This window comes from Halobacillus litoralis (assembly GCF_004101865.1).
GTDB classification, from domain to species: Bacteria; Bacillota; Bacilli; order Bacillales; family Halobacillaceae; genus Halobacillus; species Halobacillus litoralis_A.
In genome coordinates this window covers 3,828,310-3,850,993 of sequence record NZ_CP026118.1, presented here as the reverse complement: position 1 = coordinate 3,850,993, position 22,684 = coordinate 3,828,310, and the positions used below count along the sequence as shown (strand labels likewise).

Annotated in this window: 26 protein-coding genes and 2 riboswitches; of the genes, 11 read left to right on the top strand and 15 right to left on the bottom strand. The window is 40.9% G+C overall.

Going from position 1 to position 22,684, the window contains the following annotated elements; translation table 11 throughout:
- Nucleotides 1-14: 14 nt before the first annotated feature.
- The gene (gene gcvT / locus HLI_RS19060; protein WP_206659628.1) at nucleotides 15-1,115 is read right to left on the bottom strand and encodes a glycine cleavage system aminomethyltransferase GcvT; all 1,101 of its coding nucleotides are present in this window, start codon (nucleotides 1,113-1,115) and stop codon (nucleotides 15-17) included.
- A 64-nt stretch (nucleotides 1,116-1,179) separates the two neighbouring features.
- Nucleotides 1,180-1,278, bottom strand: a riboswitch (glycine riboswitch).
- A 3-nt stretch (nucleotides 1,279-1,281) separates the two neighbouring features.
- Nucleotides 1,282-1,371, bottom strand: a riboswitch (glycine riboswitch).
- A gap of 175 nt (nucleotides 1,372-1,546) precedes the next feature.
- Here gcvT and HLI_RS19055 point away from each other — a divergent pair.
- Together HLI_RS19055 and HLI_RS19050 are read left to right on the top strand one after the other, a co-directional pair.
- Nucleotides 1,547-3,190 (top strand): DEAD/DEAH box helicase, encoded by a 1,644-nt coding sequence (locus HLI_RS19055; protein WP_128526477.1) that lies wholly within the window; start codon nucleotides 1,547-1,549, stop codon nucleotides 3,188-3,190.
- Nucleotides 3,187-3,990 (top strand): YqhG family protein, encoded by an 804-nt coding sequence (locus tag HLI_RS19050; RefSeq protein ID WP_128526476.1) that lies wholly within the window; start codon nucleotides 3,187-3,189, stop codon nucleotides 3,988-3,990. The genes HLI_RS19055 and HLI_RS19050 overlap by 4 nt, the downstream gene beginning before the upstream one ends.
- Nucleotides 3,991-4,096: 106 nt before the next feature.
- On the opposite strand, the gene HLI_RS19045 is transcribed toward HLI_RS19050, so the two are convergent.
- Nucleotides 4,097-4,282: a YqzE family protein gene (locus tag HLI_RS19045; RefSeq protein WP_128526475.1), complete on the bottom strand. Its 186-nt coding sequence runs from the start codon at nucleotides 4,280-4,282 to the stop codon at nucleotides 4,097-4,099.
- A 51-nt stretch (nucleotides 4,283-4,333) separates the two neighbouring features.
- Nucleotides 4,334-4,816, bottom strand: coding sequence for a shikimate kinase (locus tag HLI_RS19040; RefSeq protein ID WP_128526474.1), 483 nt, complete (start codon nucleotides 4,814-4,816; stop codon nucleotides 4,334-4,336).
- Nucleotides 4,817-4,913: 97 nt separating this feature from the next.
- Here HLI_RS19040 and comGA point away from each other — a divergent pair, with 97 nt between their 5' ends.
- Genes comGA through HLI_RS19010 form a run of 6 tightly spaced genes read left to right on the top strand, consistent with a single transcriptional unit; the run spans nucleotide 4,914 to nucleotide 8,402 of the window.
- Nucleotides 4,914-5,924 (top strand): competence type IV pilus ATPase ComGA, encoded by a 1,011-nt coding sequence (comGA, locus tag HLI_RS19035; RefSeq protein WP_128526473.1) that lies wholly within the window; start codon nucleotides 4,914-4,916, stop codon nucleotides 5,922-5,924.
- A complete protein-coding gene (locus HLI_RS19030) occupies nucleotides 5,878-6,930 on the top strand; it encodes a type II secretion system F family protein (RefSeq protein ID WP_241655889.1) in 1,053 nt (350 codons plus the stop codon). Before comGA ends, HLI_RS19030 begins: the two co-directional genes overlap by 47 nt.
- Nucleotides 6,931-6,947: 17 nt before the next feature.
- Entirely contained in the window at nucleotides 6,948-7,250 is a 303-nt protein-coding gene (gene comGC, locus HLI_RS19025; RefSeq protein WP_347232251.1) for a competence type IV pilus major pilin ComGC, read from the top strand.
- Nucleotides 7,237-7,680, top strand: coding sequence for a competence type IV pilus minor pilin ComGD (gene comGD / locus HLI_RS19020; protein WP_241655888.1), 444 nt, complete (start codon nucleotides 7,237-7,239; stop codon nucleotides 7,678-7,680). Before comGC ends, comGD begins: the two co-directional genes overlap by 14 nt.
- On the top strand, nucleotides 7,667-8,002 hold the full coding sequence (locus HLI_RS19015) for a type II secretion system protein (RefSeq protein WP_128526470.1): 336 nt from the start codon (nucleotides 7,667-7,669) through the stop codon (nucleotides 8,000-8,002). The genes comGD and HLI_RS19015 overlap by 14 nt, the downstream gene beginning before the upstream one ends.
- Nucleotides 7,983-8,402 carry a competence type IV pilus minor pilin ComGF gene (locus HLI_RS19010; protein ID WP_128526469.1) on the top strand — a complete coding sequence of 140 codons (420 nt, stop codon included), beginning with the start codon at nucleotides 7,983-7,985 and terminating at the stop codon, nucleotides 8,400-8,402. Before HLI_RS19015 ends, HLI_RS19010 begins: the two co-directional genes overlap by 20 nt.
- 396 nt (nucleotides 8,403-8,798) lie before the next feature.
- On the opposite strand, the gene HLI_RS19005 is transcribed toward HLI_RS19010, so the two are convergent.
- Nucleotides 8,799-9,182 (bottom strand): Spx/MgsR family RNA polymerase-binding regulatory protein, encoded by a 384-nt coding sequence (locus tag HLI_RS19005; protein WP_128526468.1) that lies wholly within the window; start codon nucleotides 9,180-9,182, stop codon nucleotides 8,799-8,801.
- A 249-nt stretch (nucleotides 9,183-9,431) separates the two neighbouring features.
- On the opposite strand from HLI_RS19005, the gene HLI_RS19000 reads away from it, so the two are divergent.
- A complete protein-coding gene (locus HLI_RS19000) occupies nucleotides 9,432-9,677 on the top strand; it encodes a DUF2626 domain-containing protein (protein WP_128526467.1) in 246 nt (81 codons plus the stop codon).
- 111 nt (nucleotides 9,678-9,788) lie between these two features.
- Here the strand turns inward: HLI_RS19000 and HLI_RS18995 are convergent, their stop codons facing one another.
- Nucleotides 9,789-10,412, bottom strand: a complete 624-nt coding sequence (locus HLI_RS18995; RefSeq protein ID WP_128526466.1) for an MBL fold metallo-hydrolase — start codon at nucleotides 10,410-10,412, stop codon at nucleotides 9,789-9,791.
- A 162-nt stretch (nucleotides 10,413-10,574) separates the two neighbouring features.
- On the opposite strand from HLI_RS18995, the gene HLI_RS18990 reads away from it, so the two are divergent.
- The gene (locus tag HLI_RS18990; protein ID WP_128526465.1) at nucleotides 10,575-10,739 is read left to right on the top strand and encodes a DUF2759 domain-containing protein; all 165 of its coding nucleotides are present in this window, start codon (nucleotides 10,575-10,577) and stop codon (nucleotides 10,737-10,739) included.
- A 114-nt stretch (nucleotides 10,740-10,853) separates the two neighbouring features.
- On the opposite strand, the gene HLI_RS18985 is transcribed toward HLI_RS18990, so the two are convergent.
- The 6 genes from HLI_RS18985 to HLI_RS18960 all read right to left on the bottom strand — a co-directional run bounded on the left by HLI_RS18985 (nucleotide 10,854) and on the right by HLI_RS18960 (nucleotide 17,637).
- Nucleotides 10,854-11,642 carry an ABC transporter permease gene (locus HLI_RS18985; RefSeq protein WP_128526464.1) on the bottom strand — a complete coding sequence of 263 codons (789 nt, stop codon included), beginning with the start codon at nucleotides 11,640-11,642 and terminating at the stop codon, nucleotides 10,854-10,856.
- A 14-nt stretch (nucleotides 11,643-11,656) separates the two neighbouring features.
- Nucleotides 11,657-12,343, bottom strand: a complete 687-nt coding sequence (locus HLI_RS18980; protein ID WP_128526463.1) for an ABC transporter ATP-binding protein — start codon at nucleotides 12,341-12,343, stop codon at nucleotides 11,657-11,659.
- Nucleotides 12,344-12,746: 403 nt separating this feature from the next.
- Nucleotides 12,747-14,627, bottom strand: coding sequence for an LTA synthase family protein (locus tag HLI_RS18975; RefSeq protein ID WP_128526462.1), 1,881 nt, complete (start codon nucleotides 14,625-14,627; stop codon nucleotides 12,747-12,749).
- Between the two features lie 317 nt (nucleotides 14,628-14,944).
- Complete coding sequence (locus HLI_RS18970) at nucleotides 14,945-15,904, bottom strand: ROK family glucokinase (protein ID WP_128526461.1); 960 nt, start codon at nucleotides 15,902-15,904, stop codon at nucleotides 14,945-14,947.
- On the bottom strand, nucleotides 15,883-16,119 hold the full coding sequence (locus HLI_RS18965; RefSeq protein ID WP_128526460.1) for a YqgQ family protein: 237 nt from the start codon (nucleotides 16,117-16,119) through the stop codon (nucleotides 15,883-15,885). Before HLI_RS18965 ends, HLI_RS18970 begins: the two co-directional genes overlap by 22 nt.
- Before the next feature lie 66 nt (nucleotides 16,120-16,185).
- A complete protein-coding gene (locus HLI_RS18960; RefSeq protein WP_128526459.1) occupies nucleotides 16,186-17,637 on the bottom strand; it encodes a spore germination protein in 1,452 nt (483 codons plus the stop codon).
- 175 nt (nucleotides 17,638-17,812) lie between these two features.
- Here HLI_RS18960 and HLI_RS18955 point away from each other — a divergent pair, with 175 nt between their 5' ends.
- Nucleotides 17,813-18,673 (top strand): hypothetical protein, encoded by an 861-nt coding sequence (locus HLI_RS18955; protein ID WP_128526458.1) that lies wholly within the window; start codon nucleotides 17,813-17,815, stop codon nucleotides 18,671-18,673.
- On the opposite strand, the gene HLI_RS18950 is transcribed toward HLI_RS18955, so the two are convergent.
- The 4 genes from HLI_RS18950 to rpmG form a co-directional block, all read right to left on the bottom strand.
- Nucleotides 18,667-20,196, bottom strand: a complete 1,530-nt coding sequence (locus tag HLI_RS18950) for a rhomboid family intramembrane serine protease (protein WP_128526457.1) — start codon at nucleotides 20,194-20,196, stop codon at nucleotides 18,667-18,669. The two genes, HLI_RS18955 and HLI_RS18950, sit on opposite strands and share 7 nt — an antisense overlap.
- A 416-nt stretch (nucleotides 20,197-20,612) precedes the next feature.
- Nucleotides 20,613-21,599: an L-lactate dehydrogenase gene (locus HLI_RS18940; protein ID WP_128526455.1), complete on the bottom strand. Its 987-nt coding sequence runs from the start codon at nucleotides 21,597-21,599 to the stop codon at nucleotides 20,613-20,615.
- A gap of 86 nt (nucleotides 21,600-21,685) precedes the next feature.
- A complete protein-coding gene (locus tag HLI_RS18935; RefSeq protein WP_128526454.1) occupies nucleotides 21,686-22,255 on the bottom strand; it encodes a 5-formyltetrahydrofolate cyclo-ligase in 570 nt (189 codons plus the stop codon).
- Between the two features lie 227 nt (nucleotides 22,256-22,482).
- A complete protein-coding gene (gene rpmG, locus HLI_RS18930) occupies nucleotides 22,483-22,632 on the bottom strand; it encodes a 50S ribosomal protein L33 (protein ID WP_035509116.1) in 150 nt (49 codons plus the stop codon).
- Between the last annotated feature and the right edge of the window lie 52 nt (nucleotides 22,633-22,684).

Sequence of the window (22,684 nt, the reverse complement as noted above, 5' to 3'; positions counted from 1 at the left end):
TCCCCCTCGAATCATTATCGTTTATAAAATGGTGTTGAGACGACTTTCGCTTTCAAACGGCGCTTACGCACTTGGACAGTGACTTCTGTCCCTTCCGATATATAATTTTTATCCAACAATGCAAGTCCGACATTTTTGCCAAGCGTCGGGGACTGGGTCCCTGTAGTAACAAAACCGATGACCTTTTCGTCGTCCAACACGTCATAATTAGTGCGGGGAATCCCTTTATCAATCATTTCGATTCCGACCAATTTCCGTTCCGGGCCTTCTTCTTTTTGTCGCTTCAAGACTTCCCTGCCAATGAAGTCCGTATCCTTCTTAACCTTGACAGCAAAATTCAGACCTGCCTCAATTGGTGTGATATCTGCACTTAATTCCTGACCGTATAATGCCAGGTTCGCTTCAAAGCGCAATGTATCACGCGCACCTAAACCGACAGGCTTCAGTCCGAATGGCTCCCCTGCTTTAAGAAGGGCCTGCCATAGTTCCGCTCCGGAAGAGGCATTCAAATAGATTTCGAAACCATCTTCCCCTGTATATCCCGTTCGGGAAACAACCGCCCGTCCTCCTACACCACGCAAGGATACGTTTTGCTCAAAACGAAAGAATTTGATGGAAGAAAGATCTGTATCTGTCAAAGTCTGCAACGTTTCTTCTGCTCTTGGACCTTGAACGGCTAACTGTACATATTCGTCAGAAACATCTTCAAACCGCACATCTCCATCCTGGTGCTGCTTCAACCATTCAAAATCTTTTTCACGATTGGCAGCATTTACGACTAATAAGTATTTCGCTTCATCTAAATGGTAAACAATCAAATCATCTACCGTGCCCCCGTTTTCATAACACATGATGGTATATTGCGCTTTTCCGGGTTCAAGCTTAGACACATCATTCGTCAACATCTTTTGCAAAAATGCTAAACTGTCCGGCCCTTCAACCATTACCTCAGCCATATGGGAAACATCGAACAATCCAGCAGCTGTCCTGGTCGCCTCATGTTCATCCTTGATGCTCGAGAATTGCACAGGTAATGCCCAACCTCCGAAATCAATCGTTTTCGCGCCTAGTTTTTTGTACTCAGAATATAAAGGTGTACGTTTTAATTCTGTCAAACCAATCACTCCTTCAGTACTATTTTCACCCATAAAAAAAGAGACTTCACCGTTCGTGGGAAGTCTCTGTCCGTTAACCAGAAAGTTTCACGCGGCCTCTTCTTGTGCCAAACGCTTGCTTCTTGGGTGGTTCGCATCTGTTTTGTGCGAACACTCTCCAGAGTTGCGTCCTATAGAAGTCTTTTTGCCTGAGAGATTCACATCGGAATGCTTGCTCCTTCGGCGCCACGTAAGCGGTCTCTCCCTCTATAGTCATTCGCTTTCGTATTTTTCTAGATTTTACCGGGCATACTATTGCCTAGCGATTAGATGCATTTCAGTATCATTTTCAGCTACATTATATCACGCGTCTTCAACAAAAGACACGAAAATTCTACAATAATTCACAATCTTTAATCATTCCTATTAAGAATAGATGGAGGGCTGCCACAATGATCGAGATTCAACCAGATCAATCATTTATTCAAAACCTATCTGAAAACCTGGACCAACCCGACCGATTAGCCACATGGGAAGGATTCAAACTAGCCTATAAAGCCGCGCAGTTCAAAACCGTTCCCCGCTTTGATGGACTGCTTGCCATTGAGCATCTTCCACATGTCGATTTTATGAAACACCAGTTGGAAGCCGCTGAAACAGTCATCCACCAGATGAATGGCAGAGCTATCTTAGCCGATGAAGTAGGGTTAGGGAAGACATTGGAAGCTGGTTTGATCCTGAAAGAATATATGATTCGGGGCCGTGCCAAAAAGATTCTGATCCTTACCCCCGCTTCCCTGGTGAACCAGTGGATACAGGAATTGAACGAAAAATTTTATATCCAGGCTGCTTCTCCCAGAAAAAAACAAGCTGCCTGGAGTGAATGGGACGTCACAGTCACTTCCATCGACATGGCTAAAAGGGAAAACCACAAAGAAGAAATATTATCCATTGATTATGACCTCATCATTATTGATGAAGCCCATAAATTGAAAAACCATCAAACAAAAAATTATCAATTTGTCCAATCCTTGAAAAAAACTTATTGCTTACTTTTGACGGCCACTCCTATTCAAAACAAATTGAGTGACCTCTTTAACCTAGTGTCGATATTGAAACCTGGTTATCTAGGAAACCTTACAGATTTTAAGAAAAAATATAGAAAAAATGCTGAACAAGACAATAATATCGAGCACATTCACTCTCTTGTCGGTCACTTGATGATTCGTAACCGCCGTAAAGATACAGGACTGGATTCCTCCAAACGGAAAGTCGTGAACGAAACCCTGTCTTTTACAGAAGAAGAAAAAGAAATGTACTTGCAATTAGAAGCTCTGAAAATGACCCACCCGTCTTTCACCTGGTTGACTCTAGCTAAAGAACTTTGTTCCTCAAGAGAGGCTTGCTATATGTCTCTGAATCAATTAAAGAAGAACGCTTCTGAAGAAAACGGGAAGTTATATGACGAATACATTGACGCGGTCGGGAAGCTTCCCCATCATGTGAAGGCAAAGCGGATGGCAGAATTGATTGAGAATACAGGGGAAAAATTCATTATTTTCACGGAATATAGAGCAACTCAGTTTTATCTGCAATGGTACTTGCAGCAAAATGGAATCACTTCTGTACCTTTCAGTGGGAAGTTCAACAAAAGCAAACGAGATTGGATGAAGCAGCTCTTTCAAAACAAAGCACAAGTAATGGTGGCCACAGAAGCTGGCGGAGAAGGTATCAATCTGCAGTTTTGTCATCATATGATCAACTATGATCTACCGTGGAATCCAATGCGTTTAGAGCAGCGCATCGGCCGTATCCACCGTTTTGGCCAAGAACACGATGTAAAAATCTTCAATTTCGCCATTAAAGACACTATTGAAGATCATATAATGAAAATGCTTTATGAGAAAATCGAAATGTTCAAAAATGCAGTCGGTGACCTGGATCATATCCTGGAGCAAATCCCGGGAGGAGCTTTTGAACAGCAAATCCAGTCTATCCTGAAACAGTCGGAAAGCCAGGGTGAGATGGACATCAAGCTGGATAATTTAGTCAGTTATGTAGAGCACACAGTCAATGAAAGGAGAGAATCCAGTTGAACGCCTTAAACCCTTATACTACGTTTGTTCAACAGTTTTTCACCTCGTATGGATGCTCAGTCGTCGAACAAAGCGATTCTCATTTTAAAGTGCAATTGACAAATGAAATGGATGAAGAAATCATGAATCGCCCCTTCTACTGGCACTATATGAAGAAGATGAACCGCGAAGGTGATCCCATGCAGCTCACCTTCACAGATACAGATCAAAAAACAAATCAAGGCATCTATTTGCATGCAGGAACACCGAAACTGCATACTCTTTACAATACAGCCATAAAAAAAGCAAGGACAGCGCGCTTATATGAAGTCATCCATCAACCCGACCACAATAAAGCGATGAGTCCCTGGCTGGTGGTGAACGCACTTCTTCACTATAGAGGAAAGCAGGCGAAGGACGAACCTATATCCATCGGGTTGAATTTAATTCATGGGACAATGACACTCAGAATGATGGAGCGAATCCAAAATATTGATTTCGAAACAAAGGTGTCTGATTATACGTTTCCCATGACCCCTGTTATTACGCTGGCAAGTGCCTATAAAAGAATCGAGAAACATGTAGAAAATTACATCGCATCAAAAAATAACGAATGGGCGATAGAATCTTTACGGCATTTAGACCAAGAAAAACAATTGCTGGAATCTTTCTACCAATCCGAAGATATCGGACTGGAATCATTCACTAAAGAACGTGAACAAATCGATACCCGCTATAAGCCATACATTGACATGGAAGTCATAAACGGCGGGTTGTTTTATATATCTCAAGAAACAAGTGCATCCTGGATCAATGGTTGAAATGGAATTAGCTCTTGGAACACTCAAGATGGTATATTATGAATTCCTGGAGCAACGTAAAGAAGCCGCTGATGTATCAGCGGCTTCTTCTTGAACGTTTTCCTTTTCAATGATTGGTCAATTTCCTTTTTCTTTTGAACATCTTCAAAGCCATCGGAACCATTCCAAACCAGTAAAAAGAAGATTTCTTGGATGGTTTCTTTTCTTTCTTTTGTTTCTTCTCTTCCTTAGACATGTGCATATACTTGACCATTTCTTCTGTCAAAAACTTCACGTAGTCATTCTGCTTCATGAGAATCCCTCTTTTTTCACCTATATTATTTATAGTATGTTCAGAATCCCCTTATTTTAGACACTTTACAATCTCATCTGTAATCACCCCGGGCGTTTTTCCGTCCACCGGGATAATATAATCTGCAAGGCTTTCATAAAGAGGAAGACGCTCTTCGAGTCGGGCTTTCTTTTCTGCTATCTCCCCTTTCCAAAGCGGGCGTTCGGTATCATCAGCCAACCTCTCGACAATCGTTTCCCAGGAAGCCTGCAAATAAAAAACTGTACCCTCTGCAAGGAGGTCCCTGTTTTCATCTGCCAAAATGATTCCGCCGCCGGTTGATACAATCTCGTCCCCCTTGATACTTTTCAAAAAAAGCGTTTCTTTCTCTCTGAAGTAGCTTTCCCCGTGATCTGAAAACATCTGGGGAATAGTAGCCCCCTCCTTTTTTTCGATTTCTTCATCCATTTCTATGTATTCTTTATGCAGCTCCTCACTAAGCTGCTTAGCTATTGTGGATTTGCCACTTCCCATAAAACCAATTAAATAAATCATGCGTAACCTCCTAGAAAAAATCAAATGAAGCAGGATTATTACAAGTTATGTCGAATAGTATACTTTGCAAATATAAAAAAATGAGGTGGTATGTTTATTGAAGTCCATTGCCAATCATGCTCATGACCTGATTGTATCTGCTGTCCAGCAAACCGCCTCTGATATCCACTTCTCTCCCTATGCAGAAAATGCGAGCATCTATTTTCGAATCCACGGAAAAAGAATTTTCCACTCAAACCTTCCGTTACCCCTTTATCAAAAGATGCTCTCTTACTTTAAATTCACCTCAGGAATGGATATCGGAGAGCAAAAGCGCCCTCAAAACGGAACCCTCCAGCACAGAGCCAATCACTCGATTTTCGATCTGCGTCTATCCACTCTCCCCATCACCGGGACGGAAAGCTTAGCCATCCGCATACTCAACCCTATGGACCACACACCACTGGAACAGCTTTTCCTTTTTCCCCACCAATTAGAAAAAATCAAACATTGGCTGCATCACCGCAGCGGTATGATCCTTTTCACAGGACCTACTGGCAGCGGAAAAACCACCACGCTCTATGCCTTACTTCAATCTTTGATGAATCAAAGTTCTTTCCAAGCCATCACATTAGAAGATCCGATCGAAAAAAACCTCAATAATATTATTCAGGTGCAAGTCAACGAACGAGCAGGTATCACTTATGATGCTGGGTTAAAAGCTGCCTTGAGACATGATCCTGATTTACTGATGGTCGGTGAGATCCGTGATCAAGATACGGCGCAATTCGCATTCCGGGCAGCTTTAAGCGGACATCTTGTCATTAGTACAATCCATGCCAGAAGCGCCTTTGGAACGATTCACCGCCTCAAAGAAATGAATATCCAACAGGCTGAGCTTGAACAATCTCTGATTGCCATCGCCTCCCAACAACTTGTCTCCATTGAAGGAGGTGAGCAGCTTCCTAAGAGAGCAGCGATACTTGAATTATTGGAAGGAGGCACTTTACAGAAAGCAATTCATGGCTACCCTCCAGGGGACCAGTCTTTTTATTCTTTTTCCCATTTAAGGAGGAAAGCATATGCCCTCGGATTCATTAAGAAACATGAAATCGATCCGGTTTCGTGACCCCCCTTTATCAGTTAAGCATCAAATCACTTTTTTTCAACGTTTAAGTCACATCCTGGAAAAAGGTTATCCATTGCTCGATGCACTTAAAATGACTGGATGGGATGTCGCTTTGAAACCGACCACCGAAGCAGTAGCACGATCATTGAGTAAAGGAGACACGCTTGATGCAGCATGTGAAAAAGCCCGTTTTTCCTCTACTGTCACACAGTTTTTATATTTCAGCCATATCCACAATGATTTACCGAAGACTTTGAAACAATGCAAAGACTTATTGCAAATGAAAAAGGACTATAAACAAAGGTTTTTTCAGGTCATTCGTTATCCCCTCTTTTTGTTTATCTTTCTTGTTATCGCATTCCTCATTCTTCAACAAACGGTCATGCCCAATTTCGTGTTGTTATTTGAGGGTCAAGAAAATAAAGCCCTTGGACTTATGGTTTTGATGACACATGCTCTCAACGCAATCGGAATATGCAGTATCATCTTCTTCCTAAGTCTGATGTGCCTCAAGTTTATCTTACCCCACTTGACATTACAAAAAAAGCTTTCCTTCTACCACCGTGTCCCACTGGTGAAGTTTTATCAGTCCTTCTCTCTATCGTTCCTTTTCACTACACACCTTTATTCTTTATTGCAGGCAGGCTTGACTTTAAAAGAGTCGATGGAGCTGATGAAAAACCATAAACAATATGAAATCCTCTCCTTTTATAGTGAACAGATCCTATCAGAACTATCTGAAGGAAAATCCTTCGGCGAAGCCCTTCATTCATGCACGCTTTTCCGAACAGAGTTGACGGATATCTTCCATCATACAAATGACATAAAAGCATTACAAGATGAGCTGGAAATGCTTGCGGCCTTCTTCATGGAGTACATGCAAGAAAAAATCAAAGCGTGGCTCCAAATGATCCAGCCCGTGTTTTTTGTTTGCATCGCTGTCGTCATCATCAGCATTTATGCATCCATTATGCTCCCCCTCTATCAATGGATGCAACAAATTTAAATAAAGGAGAAATCGAATTGTTAAATAACGAAAAAGGTTTCACTCTAATTGAAATGCTTATCGTCCTGCTCGTTATTTCCGTCTTATTGATCATTACCATTCCGAATATGGCACAAAACAGTACGACGATACGAAGTAAGGGGTGTGAAGCGCTTATAAAAACAGTCGAAGCTCAAGGAGAAGCTTATTATATCGACACTGATTCTTACGCCACCAGCATTGACATATTAGAATCATCAGACTATATCAGTACGACGACATGCCCGAACGGAGACGAGTTAGCATACAGTGATGGGAAAGTATCAATTGTGGGGGAATAATTATAAAGGCTACACATTCACAGAAATGATTATTGTCCTATTGTGTTGGTCGGTGCTTCTATCTTCTATCATGCCTCTCCACCACAGAACGTCTCAACAGGTGCAAGCATCATTATTCATCCAACAATTCCAGGAAGACGTTCTACTTATCCAGCAGTTGACCATGCAGAAACATGCCTATCATATGTTGTTATTCGAAGAAGAAACAAACGAATATAAACTTTATGATGCAAAAAACAAAGAAAACATTTTTATAAGGAAACTACCCGATCAATGGAGGATTAAAATGCTCACCTTGAAAACTGTTATTCAATTCAACCAAAGAGGAATGATTAACCAGGCTGGTACGATGAGAATTGAAACCCCTCGTACTATATATAGAATCACCTTTCCGTTTGGTACAAGCAGGGTTCGAATTGAAAAAGAATGAAGGATTTACAATGATTGAGACCATTTCTGCTTTCAGTATATTATTAGTCATCACCACCTTCCTGCTTCCCATTCTGACCCTTGTCCAAAGCTCGCAAAAAGATCTCTCGTTGGAAAGGGAAGTACACTTACTTTTACATGATGAGTTCTATAATTATATACAAACATCTGATGAATTTCCTTATTTCAAGTCAGATACTACTATCCTCCCTGTCAGGATGAGTTTCCAAATAGAAAAAGGCTGGATAGAAGGGTGTGCAGAATGGAAAAATCATCACAAACGAAGCAAGGAGTTCTGCTTGTATGCGCCTTATGAAGAATGAGAGGGGGTTCACCCTTTCAGAAGTGATGATCAGCTTGACTTTGACAATGATCATACTCTCATTGTCTACACCACTTCTATCGCTGATTCATACAAAAAATTTTTATTATGAGGAAATGGCCGTTCAGCAACTTGGGGCATTTATTCAAGAAGAAATTAACAGATCCAGGAATTACTCCATTTATCCGGATGCCATTACAGTTATTGACAAGAACCACCGGAATGTCTTAATCGAACAATACGGGGTAATCATCAAAAGGAGTGTGGACGGTTCTGGACATGAAAGCTTGTTACAGGATGTCCAATCATTCAAGATAGATACGAGCCCCCAAACCATCACGATGGAAGTGATGATGAAAAGTGAAAAAGTTTACAAGCGCACGATCCACCTTCCACATTAACAATGAAAGAGGAGTTATTTTTCCATGGGTGCTGATGATCTCCTTGTTGCTCATCCTCTTCACTATGAATACCATCCAACAATATAAAAATCAATTATTGCTAACACAACTCCACGAAAGCTCCATCATGAAACAAAGCATGTTAGAAACAACAAGAAGTTCTTTAGAAAATCATTTAATTTCACTTCCAGAGCTACAAACTACCTACAATTATACATCGCAGCACCCAAATGGCGAAATCTCTTCCGTATGTATGAGAGAGTCTGGACAAAAATGGGTATGTGAATGGGTGCTTAAGGATTTCGACGGGCGCACCCAGCATTCCAGAACCTTCCATACATTATCAGAATAAAAATCGCACCTTCATTCAGGAGGTGCGATGAGCTTCATCGTAATTCAAGATATATTTCCCAAGGACTCCATCCGGTAATCCGTAATCTTTTTTAGTCCATCAGGGTCATAACCAATAACAATGCTTTTTCCATTCGTCAAAATAGGCCGTCTCAAAAGTTTCGGTTTATCGATGACAAGGTCCAAAAACTCACTCAACGATAAATTTTCCACATCCACTTCTAACGTTTTATATTCTCTACTCCTCTTTGCCAGAATCTCATCAATTCCATGTGTTGTAAGCGAGAGTATTTTTTTCAGTTCATTCACAGAAGGAGTTTCACGAAATAAGTGCTGTTCGTTAAATTCCACTCCCTGATTTTTCAACCATGCCTTTGTACGTCTGCATGATGTACAACTCGGGTATGTGTAGAATTTCAACTCGTCCATATTCAGCTCTCCTCACTATATTTAAGTATATCCACATTGTATATCTATTGTATAACCTTTGTACAATATTTAAAACTTGTTTTTCGAATTATAACAAGAAGCTCCCCCTCACCAGCCTTGAACGCATATAATAGCGTTGTTTAACAAATACTGTTGAAAGGTAAAGAAAAATATGATTTATTTACAATTGTTTAGCGGTCGTTTATAATGTGTATGATAGTTTAACGAGAGAAAAGGAGGGGGAATAGCATGGATCGTATGTTTCGAGTGCTAGCCTTTTGGACAGGTATATTTGCTGTCATGTTCTATACAGGCGATATGATGGAAGCGGCATTATTATCTCTTGCTCAAACGGCTTTTTTCCTTGCTGTTGGTTACCTTAAACTGTCTGAGCGTATGTATGTGTACATATTTTTCTCATACTTGACAGTTTTCATGATTGGTTTTACGTATTATTCTTCATTTATTCTCGTACCGAGTTTCGGTGGACACTAAAAAAACCTGTTACCCAAAAGGGTAACAGGTTCTTTTTTTAAAGGTGGAATGGAGAATCCGCTTGATTTCAGCAAAAACATTTACCGGATTAACTTGTGTATTCTATAAAGACTAATTAAAAAACGGGTTTTCGTCCCTCTCTTCTCCAATCGTAGTCGGGAGCCCATGACCTGGATAAATCCGCATGTCATCGCGAAGGCTGAACAGTTCCTTTTCAATGCTCTTCTCTAATTCTTGCCGGCTTCCTCCCGGGAGGTCCGTTCGCCCTATCCCTCGCTGAAATAGTGTATCTCCAGCAATTGTGAACCGTTGGTTTCTAAACACAAATGAAACACTACCCGGAGAATGACCAGGGGTATAGCGAACCTCGAAAGCAAACCCTTCCAAAACGACTTGCCCAATTTCAAAGAAGTGATCAGCAGGACTTGCGGATATTTCCCCCAAACCGAACAAACCGGATCCATTCTTTGCAGGATCACCAAGCCAATCCGCTTCTTTTTCATGTATGTACACAGGTGCTTCATATGCGTTACGGACATCTTCGACAGCACCTATGTGATCAAAATGAGCATGCGTCAGAAGCACTGCAACCACATTCAGTTCACGTTCTTTCAAGTAACTCTCCAATTTCTCAAAGTCTCCTCCAGGATCAATAACTAAAGCCTTTTTATTTTCATGAATGATATATGCGTTTGTAGCCATCGGCCCTAATGGCAGACGTGAAATTTTCAACAATGGGTAGACACCTCTTTTGTAATTTATTAAAATACAGATAGATAACTCGACATTTTCTCTTTTATACTATAAAATAAATAAGGATCAACATTCGCTACATATAGTATAACATCCATAGTAACGGGATGATAATAAAGAAAAGAGATATAGGGGGTGCTGAGCTTGGTAACAGCTATTCTTCTTCTACTCGTAACAATCCTATGTGTATTTGCCGTTTTCCGCGAACTGAAAACGAAAAACTTTTTTGCCGTCTTATTCGCAGCTGCATCAGCATTAATTTTCGGTTGGTTCTCTGTAATGACGATTTATTACAATCTATTCGGCTAATGAACACAGGAGAGCAGGTTGCTATACAGCAGCCTGCTTTTTTTATTGCACAAGAGGATCTCTTCTCTAATGAGTATTTTAAGTTGGGAGAGGCTGAATGAAACATAACGATTCTTAAGATCGAGAACTCTTAATATCTTCTGCCGACTCCAGTAATTGCTTATTTCTATTGAAAAAATATCGATACATGGCTAGTGTTATGAACATCGCACTTAATGAAACAGAGGAAAATATACTCAGGGAAATTACCAACTGATATTTGATGGCCATGACAGGTGAAACACCGCCTAAAATAAGTCCTGTCATCATACCGGGTAATTGTACCAGCCCAATTGTTTTCAAACGATCGACGTTGGGAATGAGCGAGGAATGCAATGTCTTTTGAACAATTAGGTGAGACGCTTGCCGTGGTTCCGCTCCCAGCGATAAAGAAGCAAGAAGCCTTCCGTTGTTAGCCCTGAATTCATTTTTCATTCTTTCAAGTGCCAACCCCATAGCTGTCATACTGTTACCAATAACCATTCCACTCATCGGAATGACCTCTGATGGCTGAAAGTTGATCATATCAAAAACGAGCCATAAAGAAAGTACCCCGATTTCAACAAAAAGAAGGCCAGCAAAGATCACGTACCCAACATAAGGGAGTTCTTTCCCTTTTTGCCGGGCATGAAGGGTAGCGATGACAATCATTACCATAAGCATGAACGGGATCCCATAAGAGGCGGGTAAATCAAATAAAAAAGTAAGTATATAACCAATAATAAATAATTGTATCGTCCCGCGGAAAGTTGACCAAATGACACTCTTACTTACACCCAGCTGGTAATAATATGAGAGAACTAATGGAACGATCACAAAAATAATAAGAAAAAACAGCGATTGATTAGAAATTTCAGGTTCCAAATGTGTTCACTTCCTTACTGCTCTAAGAATTTGGATAGCCGCTCTGTTTTAGGCTCATCGAGCATATCTGGTATAGCGCCATCCTCCTGGAGCTTCCCATCTGCAATAAACAATCCCCGGTCTCCCAAGCGTCGTGCTTGATTCAAATTGTGAGTCACCATCAACATTGTCAGCTGATATTCTTGAATCAGACATGCTAAAACTTCTTCAATCTCTTCTGCTGTCTTATAGTCCAAAGCACTCGTCGGCTCATCTAAAAGCAATACTTCAGGTGAATTGGCTAACGTACGCGCCAACGATACCCGTTGTTTTTCTCCGCCTGAGAGCTGCTCTACATCCCGATTTAAATAACTGGAGGGAAGCTGAACATAATCAAGCAGTTTCTTTCCATCTTTTTCTTCCCACTCCCCAAACAGTGCTGGTCCATATTTAATATTCTCAAGCACAGTACCTGGGAATAGATTTGGCGCTTGAAGCACAAGCCCGACATTTTTACGAAGTTTAGTTATGGGCTGGTTTTGGATAGGGGTGTCTTTATAGTAAATCTCTCCTTGTTCAGGATCGCTTAGTCGGTTCAATAAAAAAAGCAGTGTGCTCTTACCTGCTCCTGACGGTCCGAATAGAATAACCTTATCCTGTTTATCTATTCTAAAATTCAAATCATGCAGCGGTTCCTGGCAAACATTTTCAAAACGGAACATAATCGAACCTCACCTTCTAATAAAGACTATCGTATGTTGGTATCATTACCCTTACTCATATCAAAATATGTGATAAAAAAAGCGGAAATATCATTATATCAAAAGCCAGGTTAAACTTCAGCGCTCCTATTCTCATCCAAAACACCATTATCCATAACCTGCGGGTTCACACTGGCAGATAAGATTGACATAAACAGAATGTCATCCTTATGAAAAATTCACCTCTGATTGTTACTTTTTATATCGTAAGTGTCTGTGGTCCCTCATTCTCTAATGGTAACGCTCTTTATTACTCCGAGTTCAAGCCATCGATCACTGCCATAAATGTCACCACTAAAGTTCAACAAAGCTTTATCATAAAAAAGCCGTCATGACATCGATGTCATGACGGCTAGTACTTCTCTTATTCACTTGAAGAATCGAAATCATAAAACCTGAAAAGATCTCCATAAATGATGTTATCAGAGTAATTGAGCTCTTTTTCGACCTTCTCTTTAATCGGTTGGCAAGCCTCCGCTTCTTCTTCGGCTAACAGCTCACCGGTAGCGCGGTCATAACACTGCTCATTCGTAAATAAATACTCTTCACTAATAAAGCTTCCGTCTCTCATTGCAATGAAGTCCTTCCCATCTTCTGCGAACATATTGTCACCGAAGGTCATGTCTCCACCGGCATTTATTCCGAGCAAATGAAGCAAGGTAGGTTTGACATCTATTTGGCCGACGACGTCTTCTCTAACTCCTCCACCTTCATACCCAGGGATATGCACCATGAATGGGACACGCTGCAATTGAGTCTGGACGAACGGATCCACTTCTTTCCCTAAGAACTGCCCCATCGCTTCATTGTGGAAATCACTGATTCCATAATGGTCCCCCATCAATACGATGATCGAATCCTTATATAACCCCGCATCCTTCAATTGTTGGAAGAATTGCTGTAAAGCTTCATCCGTATAGCGAGCGGTTTGGAAAAAGGAATTCAATGTCTTAGAATTTGAATCAAATTTATCAATATTCGCTTTTTCTTCAGGAAGTTCAAAAGGAAAGTGGTGCGTCAAAGTAATGAACTTACTATAAAACGGTTTCTCCTGAGACTGCATATATTTGATGGATTGTTCGAAAAATGCTTTATCCTCAAGGCCCCATCCAAATGAGTTCTCTGGTGTCACCTGGTAAGATTTTTCATCATAGAACTCATCATATCCAATGTTGTCATACATCGTATCTCGGTTCCAGAAGCTTCCATTATTAGCATGAAAAACAGAAGTTTCATAACCTTCATCATTCAATATTTCAGGCAGGGCATTGTACTCATTCCCTGCATGTGTGAAATACACCGCTCCCCTCCCTAAAGGATAAAGAGAGTTTTCAACGATGAACTCGGAATCCGATGTTTTCCCTTGTGCTGTTTGGTGATAAAAGTTTTTAAAGAAAATAGTATCTTTACTTTCTTTCAAATCATTCAAGAATGGTGTTGTTTCTGTACCGTTGACCTTAGAATCCAATAGGAAATTCTGGAAAGATTCAACACTTACGAAAATGACATTCTTATCTTCTGCAATGCCATAAAGGTCTGCTTTTTTATTAACTTCATCAGGAGAATTTTCTTCTAAATATGTTTCAATCTCACTGATTTCACTTCCATCTGCGAACACCCTTTGTGCTTTCGTCTTTGTCTGCATCGTTGCATCATAAAGGTGATAGTTGTACACTCCGATATTTTTCACCAAGTATTCACGGTCAAAAGCACGGACAAATAACATTGGACGCTCAATCTCCGCAAGTACTACATTCCCCGACAAAAGCAGAAATGTGACCGCTGTAGCTGCAATTTTCCCCCGTTTTGGTAACTGGACAGATAAGCCGAACTTATGTTTACTCAAATACCAAACGAGTGCGACATCAGCGAAAATCAGAAGATCCTCAATGTGAAGCAAGGTCAAAAAGCTGCCTGTCAAATCTGCTGCATTATTTCCTTGAAACAATACCGGGATAGTTATAAAATCAGTAAAATTACGGTAAAAAATTAAGTTTACAAATAAGATCAAAGATCCAATCAATATCGTCCATCTTAAATATTTCATTTGCCTTTTCGGTTGCAACCACACACTGATAGCAAAAATCAAGTATGCACTAGCGATTGGGTTGAATAGCAATATAAATTCCTGCATCGGATTTTCAATAGATAAATCAAACATGAATCTATAGACGAAATATGTTTTCAAACCAAATAGCAATGTCGCTATCACAAATAAAGGCATGCGAATGTTTTTCAATTGCATGATGGTTCCTCCTCTACTACGTTACCAGGCCAACGAGACATACGTTTACCCAATTCCATATCTCTTTTTACAATTTCCACTTATAATCAATATTAAACTCGTTCTTATTATATGACGAATTAACCACCAGAAAGGTTTCATGAAAATCAGCAGAAACCAACATTTGTAAAATAATGTTCCAGTGTCTTTCCCATCATAATAAAAGAACATTAGAATTGGAAGTCTCTCACATTAAAAATCCTTTACAAAATAAGACAAAGAGGAAATATTTATGACTGCGACAATAAAAAAATGGAGCTGAAAAAGCTCCAATTTTTTCACCTATTCTTCTTAACTAAGTAGCAGCCTCCGATGACTCCTGCATCATTGCCAAGCTCTGCCAGGTCAAAACTGGACGCCTCAGCTGTTCTGCGCAATGCGTATTTTCTGTAAGCGACCTCCAAAGGGTCTAACAGTAAACGACCAGCTTGAGAAACTCCACCCCCGATCACTATTTTTTCCGGATTGATGGCTATAGCCATATTAGCAATGGCCATTCCCAATACGTCGGATACGTCTTTTAATACTTGTTCCGCTGGTGTATCGCCGGCTTCAACAGCTTCGAAAACGTCTTTTGCTGTCAACTGGCCTGTTGCCATGGTTTTGTGTAGAGAAGATTCAGGATATTTTGCCACGATTTCTTTCGCCTTTCTCACAATACCGGTAGCCGAAGCCTCCGTTTCTAAACAACCGGTTTTCCCACAATTACAAGGGGCGCCACCGTCTGGAACTACTGTGACATGACCTAATTCAGCCGCCGTGCCATTAGCACCGTTCAAAACGTTACCATTAGCGATGATGCCGCCACCCACACCTGTTCCAAGTGTCACGGCAATCAGTTCACTGCAACCTTCACCAGCTCCCAGCCAGTTTTCACCTAAAGCGGCAAGGTTTGCATCATTATCGACCCAGACTGGAAGGCCAGTCAGTTCACTCAAGCGCTCCCCGAAAGCAAAGTCTTTCCATCCTATATTTACGGCCTCATGTATGTAACCGGTTTTCGTGTCAACAAATCCAGGAGCGCCCGCACCGATTCCTGCGAGATTATTCTTTTCAATCTGCAGGTGCCCCAGTTTATCATCGATCGCTTTGGCAATATCTGATGGTATAGATTTCCCTTGCTCTTCTGTATTTGTCGGAATTTCCCACTTTTCAACGATTGTACCGTCTTCTTGAAGAACTGCTAATTTCACGGTCGTACCACCAATATCTGCCCCTAAATAAAACGTTTGTCCCACCGGTCTTCTTCCCCCTTCTTCCGATCCCGTAGCCGCGTCATTTCACTTCGCAGCAACAAGATAGCCATCTGATAGTCCTCAATGGTCATACATTGTGATTTATACAACTCACGGACTTCGTCTTCCATCAATTCAAGATCGGCTATACGATCACCTACGTATATAATAGTACCGAACTTCTTCAGAAATTGTTGTACATCATAAATTGTTCTCACGTCACATCACCTTCTCTTATTATACCAATAGATAACTAGATTGAAAACGCAAAAAACCCTGACCGCTCATCGGTCAGGGTCTTTTGGATGAAGAAAGGCCGGTCTTCTGTTTTTAAGTGGAATAGGGGACCGAATCAAGACATCTCTCAATGGCTTCCAGGAAAATGGCATGAAAGGCCATAGGTAAGGAGTTTTAAATGTTTGCATGTGAGAAAGGTAAAGCAACCAGAAGGTGACCCCGATTACATAACCTTTTACACCGAACAAGCCTGTGACAAGTAATAAAGCAAGCCTTGATATTCGATCTGCGAGTCCTATTTCGTAACTTGGAGTAGCAAAAGTTCCAATAGCAGCTAATGCTAAATACAAGACGACTTCGCTTGAAAACAATCCTACATCTACAGCCACTTGACCGATTAATATAGCGGCCACCAAACCCAAAGCGGTTCCGAGAGAGGAAGGCGTATGGATGGCTGCCATCCTCAACATATCAATTCCAACTTCGGCAATAAGAAACTGGACAATCAAAGGGATGGTCCCCGCTTCTGAAGGGCCGATAAAGGATAAATTTTCCGGAAGGAGGACAGGTTGTTTTGATACCAGAAAATATAAAGGTAAAATGAAAATCGAAGCAAAAAATGCAAAAAAACGAACCCAGCGGAGGTATGCTCCTACAAGTGGTTTTTGGCGATATTCTTCCGCATGCTGGAGGTGATGCCAAAAAGTCGCTGGCGTGATCATCACACTCGGTGATCCATCAATGATGATCAATATGTGTCCTTCGTAAAGGTGAGCCGCTGCCGTATCCGGCCTTTCGGTATAGCGAACCACTGGATAAGGGTTCCAATGCTGACCACTTATATATTCTTCGATTGTCTTTTCAGCCATTGGCAGAGCATCCGTATCGATTTCCTGCAAAACTCTCTGTAAGTGTTCGATCCGATCCGTCTCCGCAATATCTTTCAAATAACACAAGCACACATCGGTTTGTGAACGACGTCCGATTTTGAGATATTCCATCCGTAATGATCTGTCCCTGACCCGTCGTCTCGTCAAAGCTGTGTTGAATACAATTGTTTCAACAAAACCATCTCTTGAGCCACGAACAACTCTCTCTAAATCAGGCTCTTTTGGTCCACGGACTGGATAAGTCCTGGCATCAATCATGATGATCTTATCTACACCTTCAACAAGAAGAGCCGTTGGCCCGGCTAAAACATTATCAGCCGCTTTATTCAAATCCTTTTGTTCATCCAGCTCCACATAGGGTAAGTGCGTTTTCAACAATTGCTCTAAGGGATCTGGATCAAGCTGTTCTTTATCTAAACGAGAAAGCAATTTCATCAAATAATGCAGTATCTCATCTTTGACGAACCCATCCACGAGAAATAGCGACATGCCTCTTCCTGCATACACCAAGTCTAAATGGATCATATCAAAACTTTCATCCACACCAAGTCTTTCCCGCATGTAGGAGACATTTTTCTCATAGTTATCAAACAAAAGCTGTTCTTCCATGACGTTCCCTCCCTGCTGCCTGCTACCATTTAGCTTTTTCTAAATAGAAGAAAACATACGCAGAAACATGAGAAGCCTCTTTCTCTTGAATTCCCTTGCATGTCCAAGAAAGATCTATCATATCTATCTGTATACATACCCGTCAGAAAGAAAGGAAGCTTAAGGAGAGGATAACGTGAAAAAAGTTTGGTTGTTCTGGGTATTGGGTCCGTTAGCCTTAGCTATTATCATAGCCTTATACACACAATATTTTCAGGAAGAATCTGTGGTCAAATATTTTCCTTTAGATGAAGAACGAGGTTTCAGCAAGTTTGCAACCACGTTAAATTTTTCAGCACAAGAAGATGCGGATGAATACGAGGTCCTTTGGGACGTCTCCTCTGAAAGTGACGGCCCTATGTATTTGCGACAAGACGTGTCTCTTTTATATGTGAACGGACGCCTTAAAGGTGTTGTGAGTAAATGGGAAGAAAACGTTTCTGAAATAAAAAAAGAGACGAGCATACATGGAGAAGATAGCCAAAAATACCAGGCCATCTCTTTCCATCATGGAGAAATTCATGAAGGCGATGACCCGATCAAAAGTATACAAGCTACTTCAAAAGATGAATTATATGTCATAGATTCCCCACATTCCAGTACTACTGCCTTCAAAAAACCTTCAGATCCTGAAGAAGAAGAGTGGAAAGAAAGGCTTGATCATACCATTACACAGCAAATTGAAGCTCAATGGGAAGAATTGCTGAGACATTATCAAATCCAAAAAGATAACTACACCTTAGTTCCGTTGACCGAATTAGCAGATTTTAAAGAAAAAACCTTCCCTGGCACAACAGAAGAAAATTTTGCCAGGATCAAAGGCCAACTGTGGGAAGGTCTCTATAAAAATTATATTCTTGGAATCAGTGATACAAAGTCATCCCACCCGATCCAAAGCTACATTCCTCTCATCTTATTTGATAAAAACGGTAAACATTTGATGGTCCTGTATGAAGATGACACCGGCAAGAAACATCAACTGCTCCAGTACTATTGAAGTTCTTTATTTAAATTTTGGAAATCCTCCTGGTCTGGTTTCAAGTCAACGGCTGTAGCGGCATGTTCACCCGCTTTTTCCAATTCACCTTCACTCTGGTATAAAAGAGCTAAGTTATAATGTGCCTCAGCCATATCAGGAGCAAGATCGATGACTGCATGTAAGTCTTTACGTGCTCGATCGATTTCCTCTGTTTGATAATAAGCATAGGAACGATTAAACAGTAATTCCGCTTCATATTCCCCAGGATCATCGAGGGCGGCTGTCGTCTTTTCTATTACAATATCATAGGCTTCCTTTTGATTGAGTTCTTGAGTTTCCTGGACTTGGGATAATGTCTGCTCGCCATTAAAGATGCTGGTCGCCCCCATAAAGACCATTGCTCCCAGTATTATAAGATAAAGGAGGAAAGCTGAACTCTGCAGCTTTTTATTTTTTTGCCCTGGCATATTAATAAGTGCCGAAGCCAGGAAGCCACCTATCAATCCTCCCATATGGGCTCCGTTATCCACTTGAGGGACAAGTAATCCAAAGACGATATTCAAGCCGATAATAAATAATAAATTCCACCCCATTGTCCGGAAAAACAAACGCTTATGCTGAACCCCGAAATAGAGAAGCGCACCAAACAAACCAAAAATTGCACCTGAAGCACCAGCGGCCACATGGGGATTCAACATGAAACTTGCCACCCCGCCGAAGATACCAGCCAGCATATAAATGACGAAAAAACGCCAAGTGCCGTAAATCTTCTCCACAGCTGTACCTAAATAAAATAACGCAAACATATTCATCAATAAATGCAAAGTACCAATATGCAAAAACATGGATGTTGCGATCCGCCACCATTCCCCAGATATAATGGCAGGGTTGTATTTTGCACCAAACTCAATCAGGGTAAGAACAGAGGTGCTGTCCCCCTTCCACTCCACATACGTAAAGATCAGTATATTCAACATCAATAAAACATAGGTTATTCTCGGTTTACCGAACTCAAATAAAGATTGCATTCGTTTCTTCTGAGTTCGATCCTGACTGACGACCTGTTGCTTAATATATGGAATCATCGCTTCCATTTCTTGTTCATTGATGTGTTGATCAATCAATGGTTCATTCAAACCAACTGTATCGTAGAAACGTGACTTCTCTTTATCTTTATTGCTATCAGATAAGTAATAAAGCCTTGTAGGTATTTTTGAATCCGGAAGCTGTTCCGTAATATCCTCCCATTCATCTACCGGCGGATGTTCAGATATATATAAACTATGTAAGTGGACCTTTCCGCCACGAAAAAGCTGGCGGTTATTTTTCAATTGTTCATAAGTGGCCTCTACATCTCTTTTCAGCTCACTTCTCCAGTTGATCTGTTTATGCTTCAGGCGAACGACATGGGTTTTCCATTTGGAACCTTTCTCGAGCCACACTTCTCCTTCTTCCGTATTCATATGCAATACTTGAAAATCTTGGCCGATAACAAGATCGTATGTCAATTTCCATAAGTAAAACTCTTGCTGAATGAACACACTTCTTCCCCCTTCATGCCTAACATCATACCATTTTCACATCCAGCAGAACCATCCATCAGCTTTATAAAAAACACACTCTTTGTATTTTCAGCAGTCGAAGTTATCTTCCTCAATCTTAAGAGAAATCATATAGCGAAGTCACCCTCTCACTACACGATGAAAAAGCCGCCAGGTGTTAGCCTGACAGCTTGTCAATACATTAACGACCTCGAAACATTTGTGAAAGAAATTTTTGCCTGACCCATGGAATATTCATGGAGAGTCGAACGAAAACTTTTCGCAGTGCTGGAATTCTTGTAACAATATCCAATGCTTTATAGCGATATTTATATAAAGACACACCTGCAGTACTTATAATCAACCCCCACCGGAGTAATTGACGCATTTCACCCACCTCATTTCGTTAGATGAGGTTATTTTTTGCCAGCCTGTGGATCCTTATTCAAATACTTCTTCAGCACAGGCTCCATCGTTGTTTTCAGGATAGAGGCAGATTCGGTGAATTTCCCCTTTTCTTCTTCATTTAAATCGAGTTGGATAATTTCAGTAACCCCTTTACGATTCACAATCGCCGGAACACCAATGTACAAGTCATCAACGCCATATGAACCGTTCACATAACCAGAAATCGTCAATACTGCATTTTCATTATGGAGGACAGCCTTTGTTAATCTTACAAGTCCCATAGCAATACCATAATGAGTAGCACCCTTCCTCTCAATAATATGATAAGCTGCATCTCTCACTTGTTCAAAAATGGTATCTAAATCTGTAATATCGTACTTATCCGGATGGTCTTGGATGCGATCGAATACTGACCGTCCTCCCACATTAGCATGGCTCCAAACCGGTAGCTCGGAGTCTCCATGCTCTCCCATAATATAAGCATGAACATTTCTTGTATCCACATTAAAGTATTCACTTAATTGGAACCTTAGACGAGCGGTGTCAAGAATCGTACCCGAACCGATCACCTTATTCACCGGCAGTCCAGAAAATTCCCATGTCATATATGTCAAAATATCAACCGGATTGGTCGCTACGATGAAAATACCATCAAAACCGCTTCGCATGACAGATTCTACAATGGTTTTGAATATTGCAGTATTTTTTTCAAGGAGATCGAGACGTGTTTCACCGGGCTTTTGATTAGCACCTGCCGTAATTACCACAATGTCCGCCAGTTCACAGTCTTCATAACTTCCAAACCAGATTTTCTTATTGGCCGGGGCAAAAGCTAAGCCATGGTTCAGATCCATCGCATCACCCTCAGCCTTGTCTTTGTGCAAATCAATCAAAACCAACTCATCCGCAACACCTTGGTTCAAAAGTGCAAAAGCATAACTGGAACCTACCGATCCTGTGCCAATTAATGCGACTCGATTCACACGCTCCATCATTACCACTCCTTTACTAAGTTACTCCCATTATACTGCGAAGGTTTGCTCAGTAATTCACATTTCATAGAAAAATTATGGACGTTTTGTTAAAAAGTGTACGTTCCACGTATCCCATTCTCAGTCAGGACATATTCTACTCTTTGGTCAAATTCTTCTACAGGAAGACCTGACTGTTTTTGTTTCTCAGAAGCAATCATCACTGTTTTCCCAAGGTATCCTTCAATAAACCGATCATAATAACCCCCACCATACCCGATCCTGTAGCCTCGCTCATCAAACAATAACCCAGGTACAAGGAGGAGGTCTATATCATCTTTATTCACTTTCTCAGAACGCTCCGGATCAGGTTCTTTCAGACCAAAATACACCTTTTCCAATTGATCATAATCATCGAGCTGGTAGAACTGCATTTGTTTATTTTCAGGAATACACTTAGGAGCTGCGATGATCTTATTGGCCTTCCATCCTTCTTCAATGATATCTTCTGTCGCCCATTCATGTGATTGGGACAGCGTCACCCCTACAACGTCAGCTTCCTTCCAAAGGGGACTGTCGAATAAGTGGGCATACATGACAGCTTCCATCTTTTGTTTATCTTTAAGCGTTATTTTCTGCAGGATGTTTTTACCGACGAATCTCCATTCCGTTTTGTCCATATTTCCACCCCGTTTTCATGTATAGGAATAGTTATATAAAAACCCTTCTATGTATTAGTTCAACAGAAAACGATAGGCCCTCTTTTACCCAGAATGAGGGGGAGGACCTCAAGAGCCTGAGTTAAACACATGCGAAATCGCCCCGTCAGCCTCCACAAGCTTAATATCCACTAACAGTTATATTATCAATCCCTAAGAAAAAAACAGTAGGAAATAATCCTACTGTTTTACTTAGTTTCACGGTGAAGCGTGTGTTTCCCTACGCGTGGGCTATATTTCATAAGCTCCAAACGTTCAGGGTTTTTACGCTTGTTTTTTGTACTAATATAATTGCGGTCACCAGTTTCAGTGCAAGCAAGTGTAATGTTTACGCGCATCATTATTCCTCCTAATCAATCTTTTCACTGTCTTATCCACATTATCAGACTT

Excerpts from the sequence above, each read along its gene's own strand:
- HLI_RS19055 (WP_128526477.1), top strand. The coding sequence starts at position 1,547 with ATGATCGAGATTCAACCAGATCAATCATTTATTCAAAACCTATCTGAA.
- HLI_RS19045 (WP_128526475.1), bottom strand. The coding sequence starts at position 4,282 with ATGAAGCAGAATGACTACGTGAAGTTTTTGACAGAAGAAATGGTCAAG.
- HLI_RS19040 (WP_128526474.1), bottom strand. The coding sequence starts at position 4,816 with ATGATTTATTTAATTGGTTTTATGGGAAGTGGCAAATCCACAATAGCT.
- HLI_RS19030 (WP_241655889.1), top strand. The coding sequence starts at position 5,878 with ATGCCCTCGGATTCATTAAGAAACATGAAATCGATCCGGTTTCGTGAC.
- HLI_RS19010 (WP_128526469.1), top strand. The coding sequence starts at position 7,983 with ATGCGCCTTATGAAGAATGAGAGGGGGTTCACCCTTTCAGAAGTGATG.
- HLI_RS19005 (WP_128526468.1), bottom strand. The coding sequence starts at position 9,182 with ATGGACGAGTTGAAATTCTACACATACCCGAGTTGTACATCATGCAGA.
- HLI_RS19000 (WP_128526467.1), top strand. The coding sequence starts at position 9,432 with ATGGATCGTATGTTTCGAGTGCTAGCCTTTTGGACAGGTATATTTGCT.
- HLI_RS18980 (WP_128526463.1), bottom strand. The coding sequence starts at position 12,343 with ATGTTCCGTTTTGAAAATGTTTGCCAGGAACCGCTGCATGATTTGAAT.
- HLI_RS18975 (WP_128526462.1), bottom strand. The coding sequence starts at position 14,627 with ATGCAATTGAAAAACATTCGCATGCCTTTATTTGTGATAGCGACATTG.
- HLI_RS18960 (WP_128526459.1), bottom strand. The coding sequence starts at position 17,637 with ATGGAAGAACAGCTTTTGTTTGATAACTATGAGAAAAATGTCTCCTAC.
- HLI_RS18940 (WP_128526455.1), bottom strand. The coding sequence starts at position 21,599 with ATGATGGAGCGTGTGAATCGAGTCGCATTAATTGGCACAGGATCGGTA.
- HLI_RS18935 (WP_128526454.1), bottom strand. The coding sequence starts at position 22,255 with ATGGACAAAACGGAATGGAGATTCGTCGGTAAAAACATCCTGCAGAAA.
- rpmG (WP_035509116.1), bottom strand. The coding sequence starts at position 22,632 with ATGCGCGTAAACATTACACTTGCTTGCACTGAAACTGGTGACCGCAAT.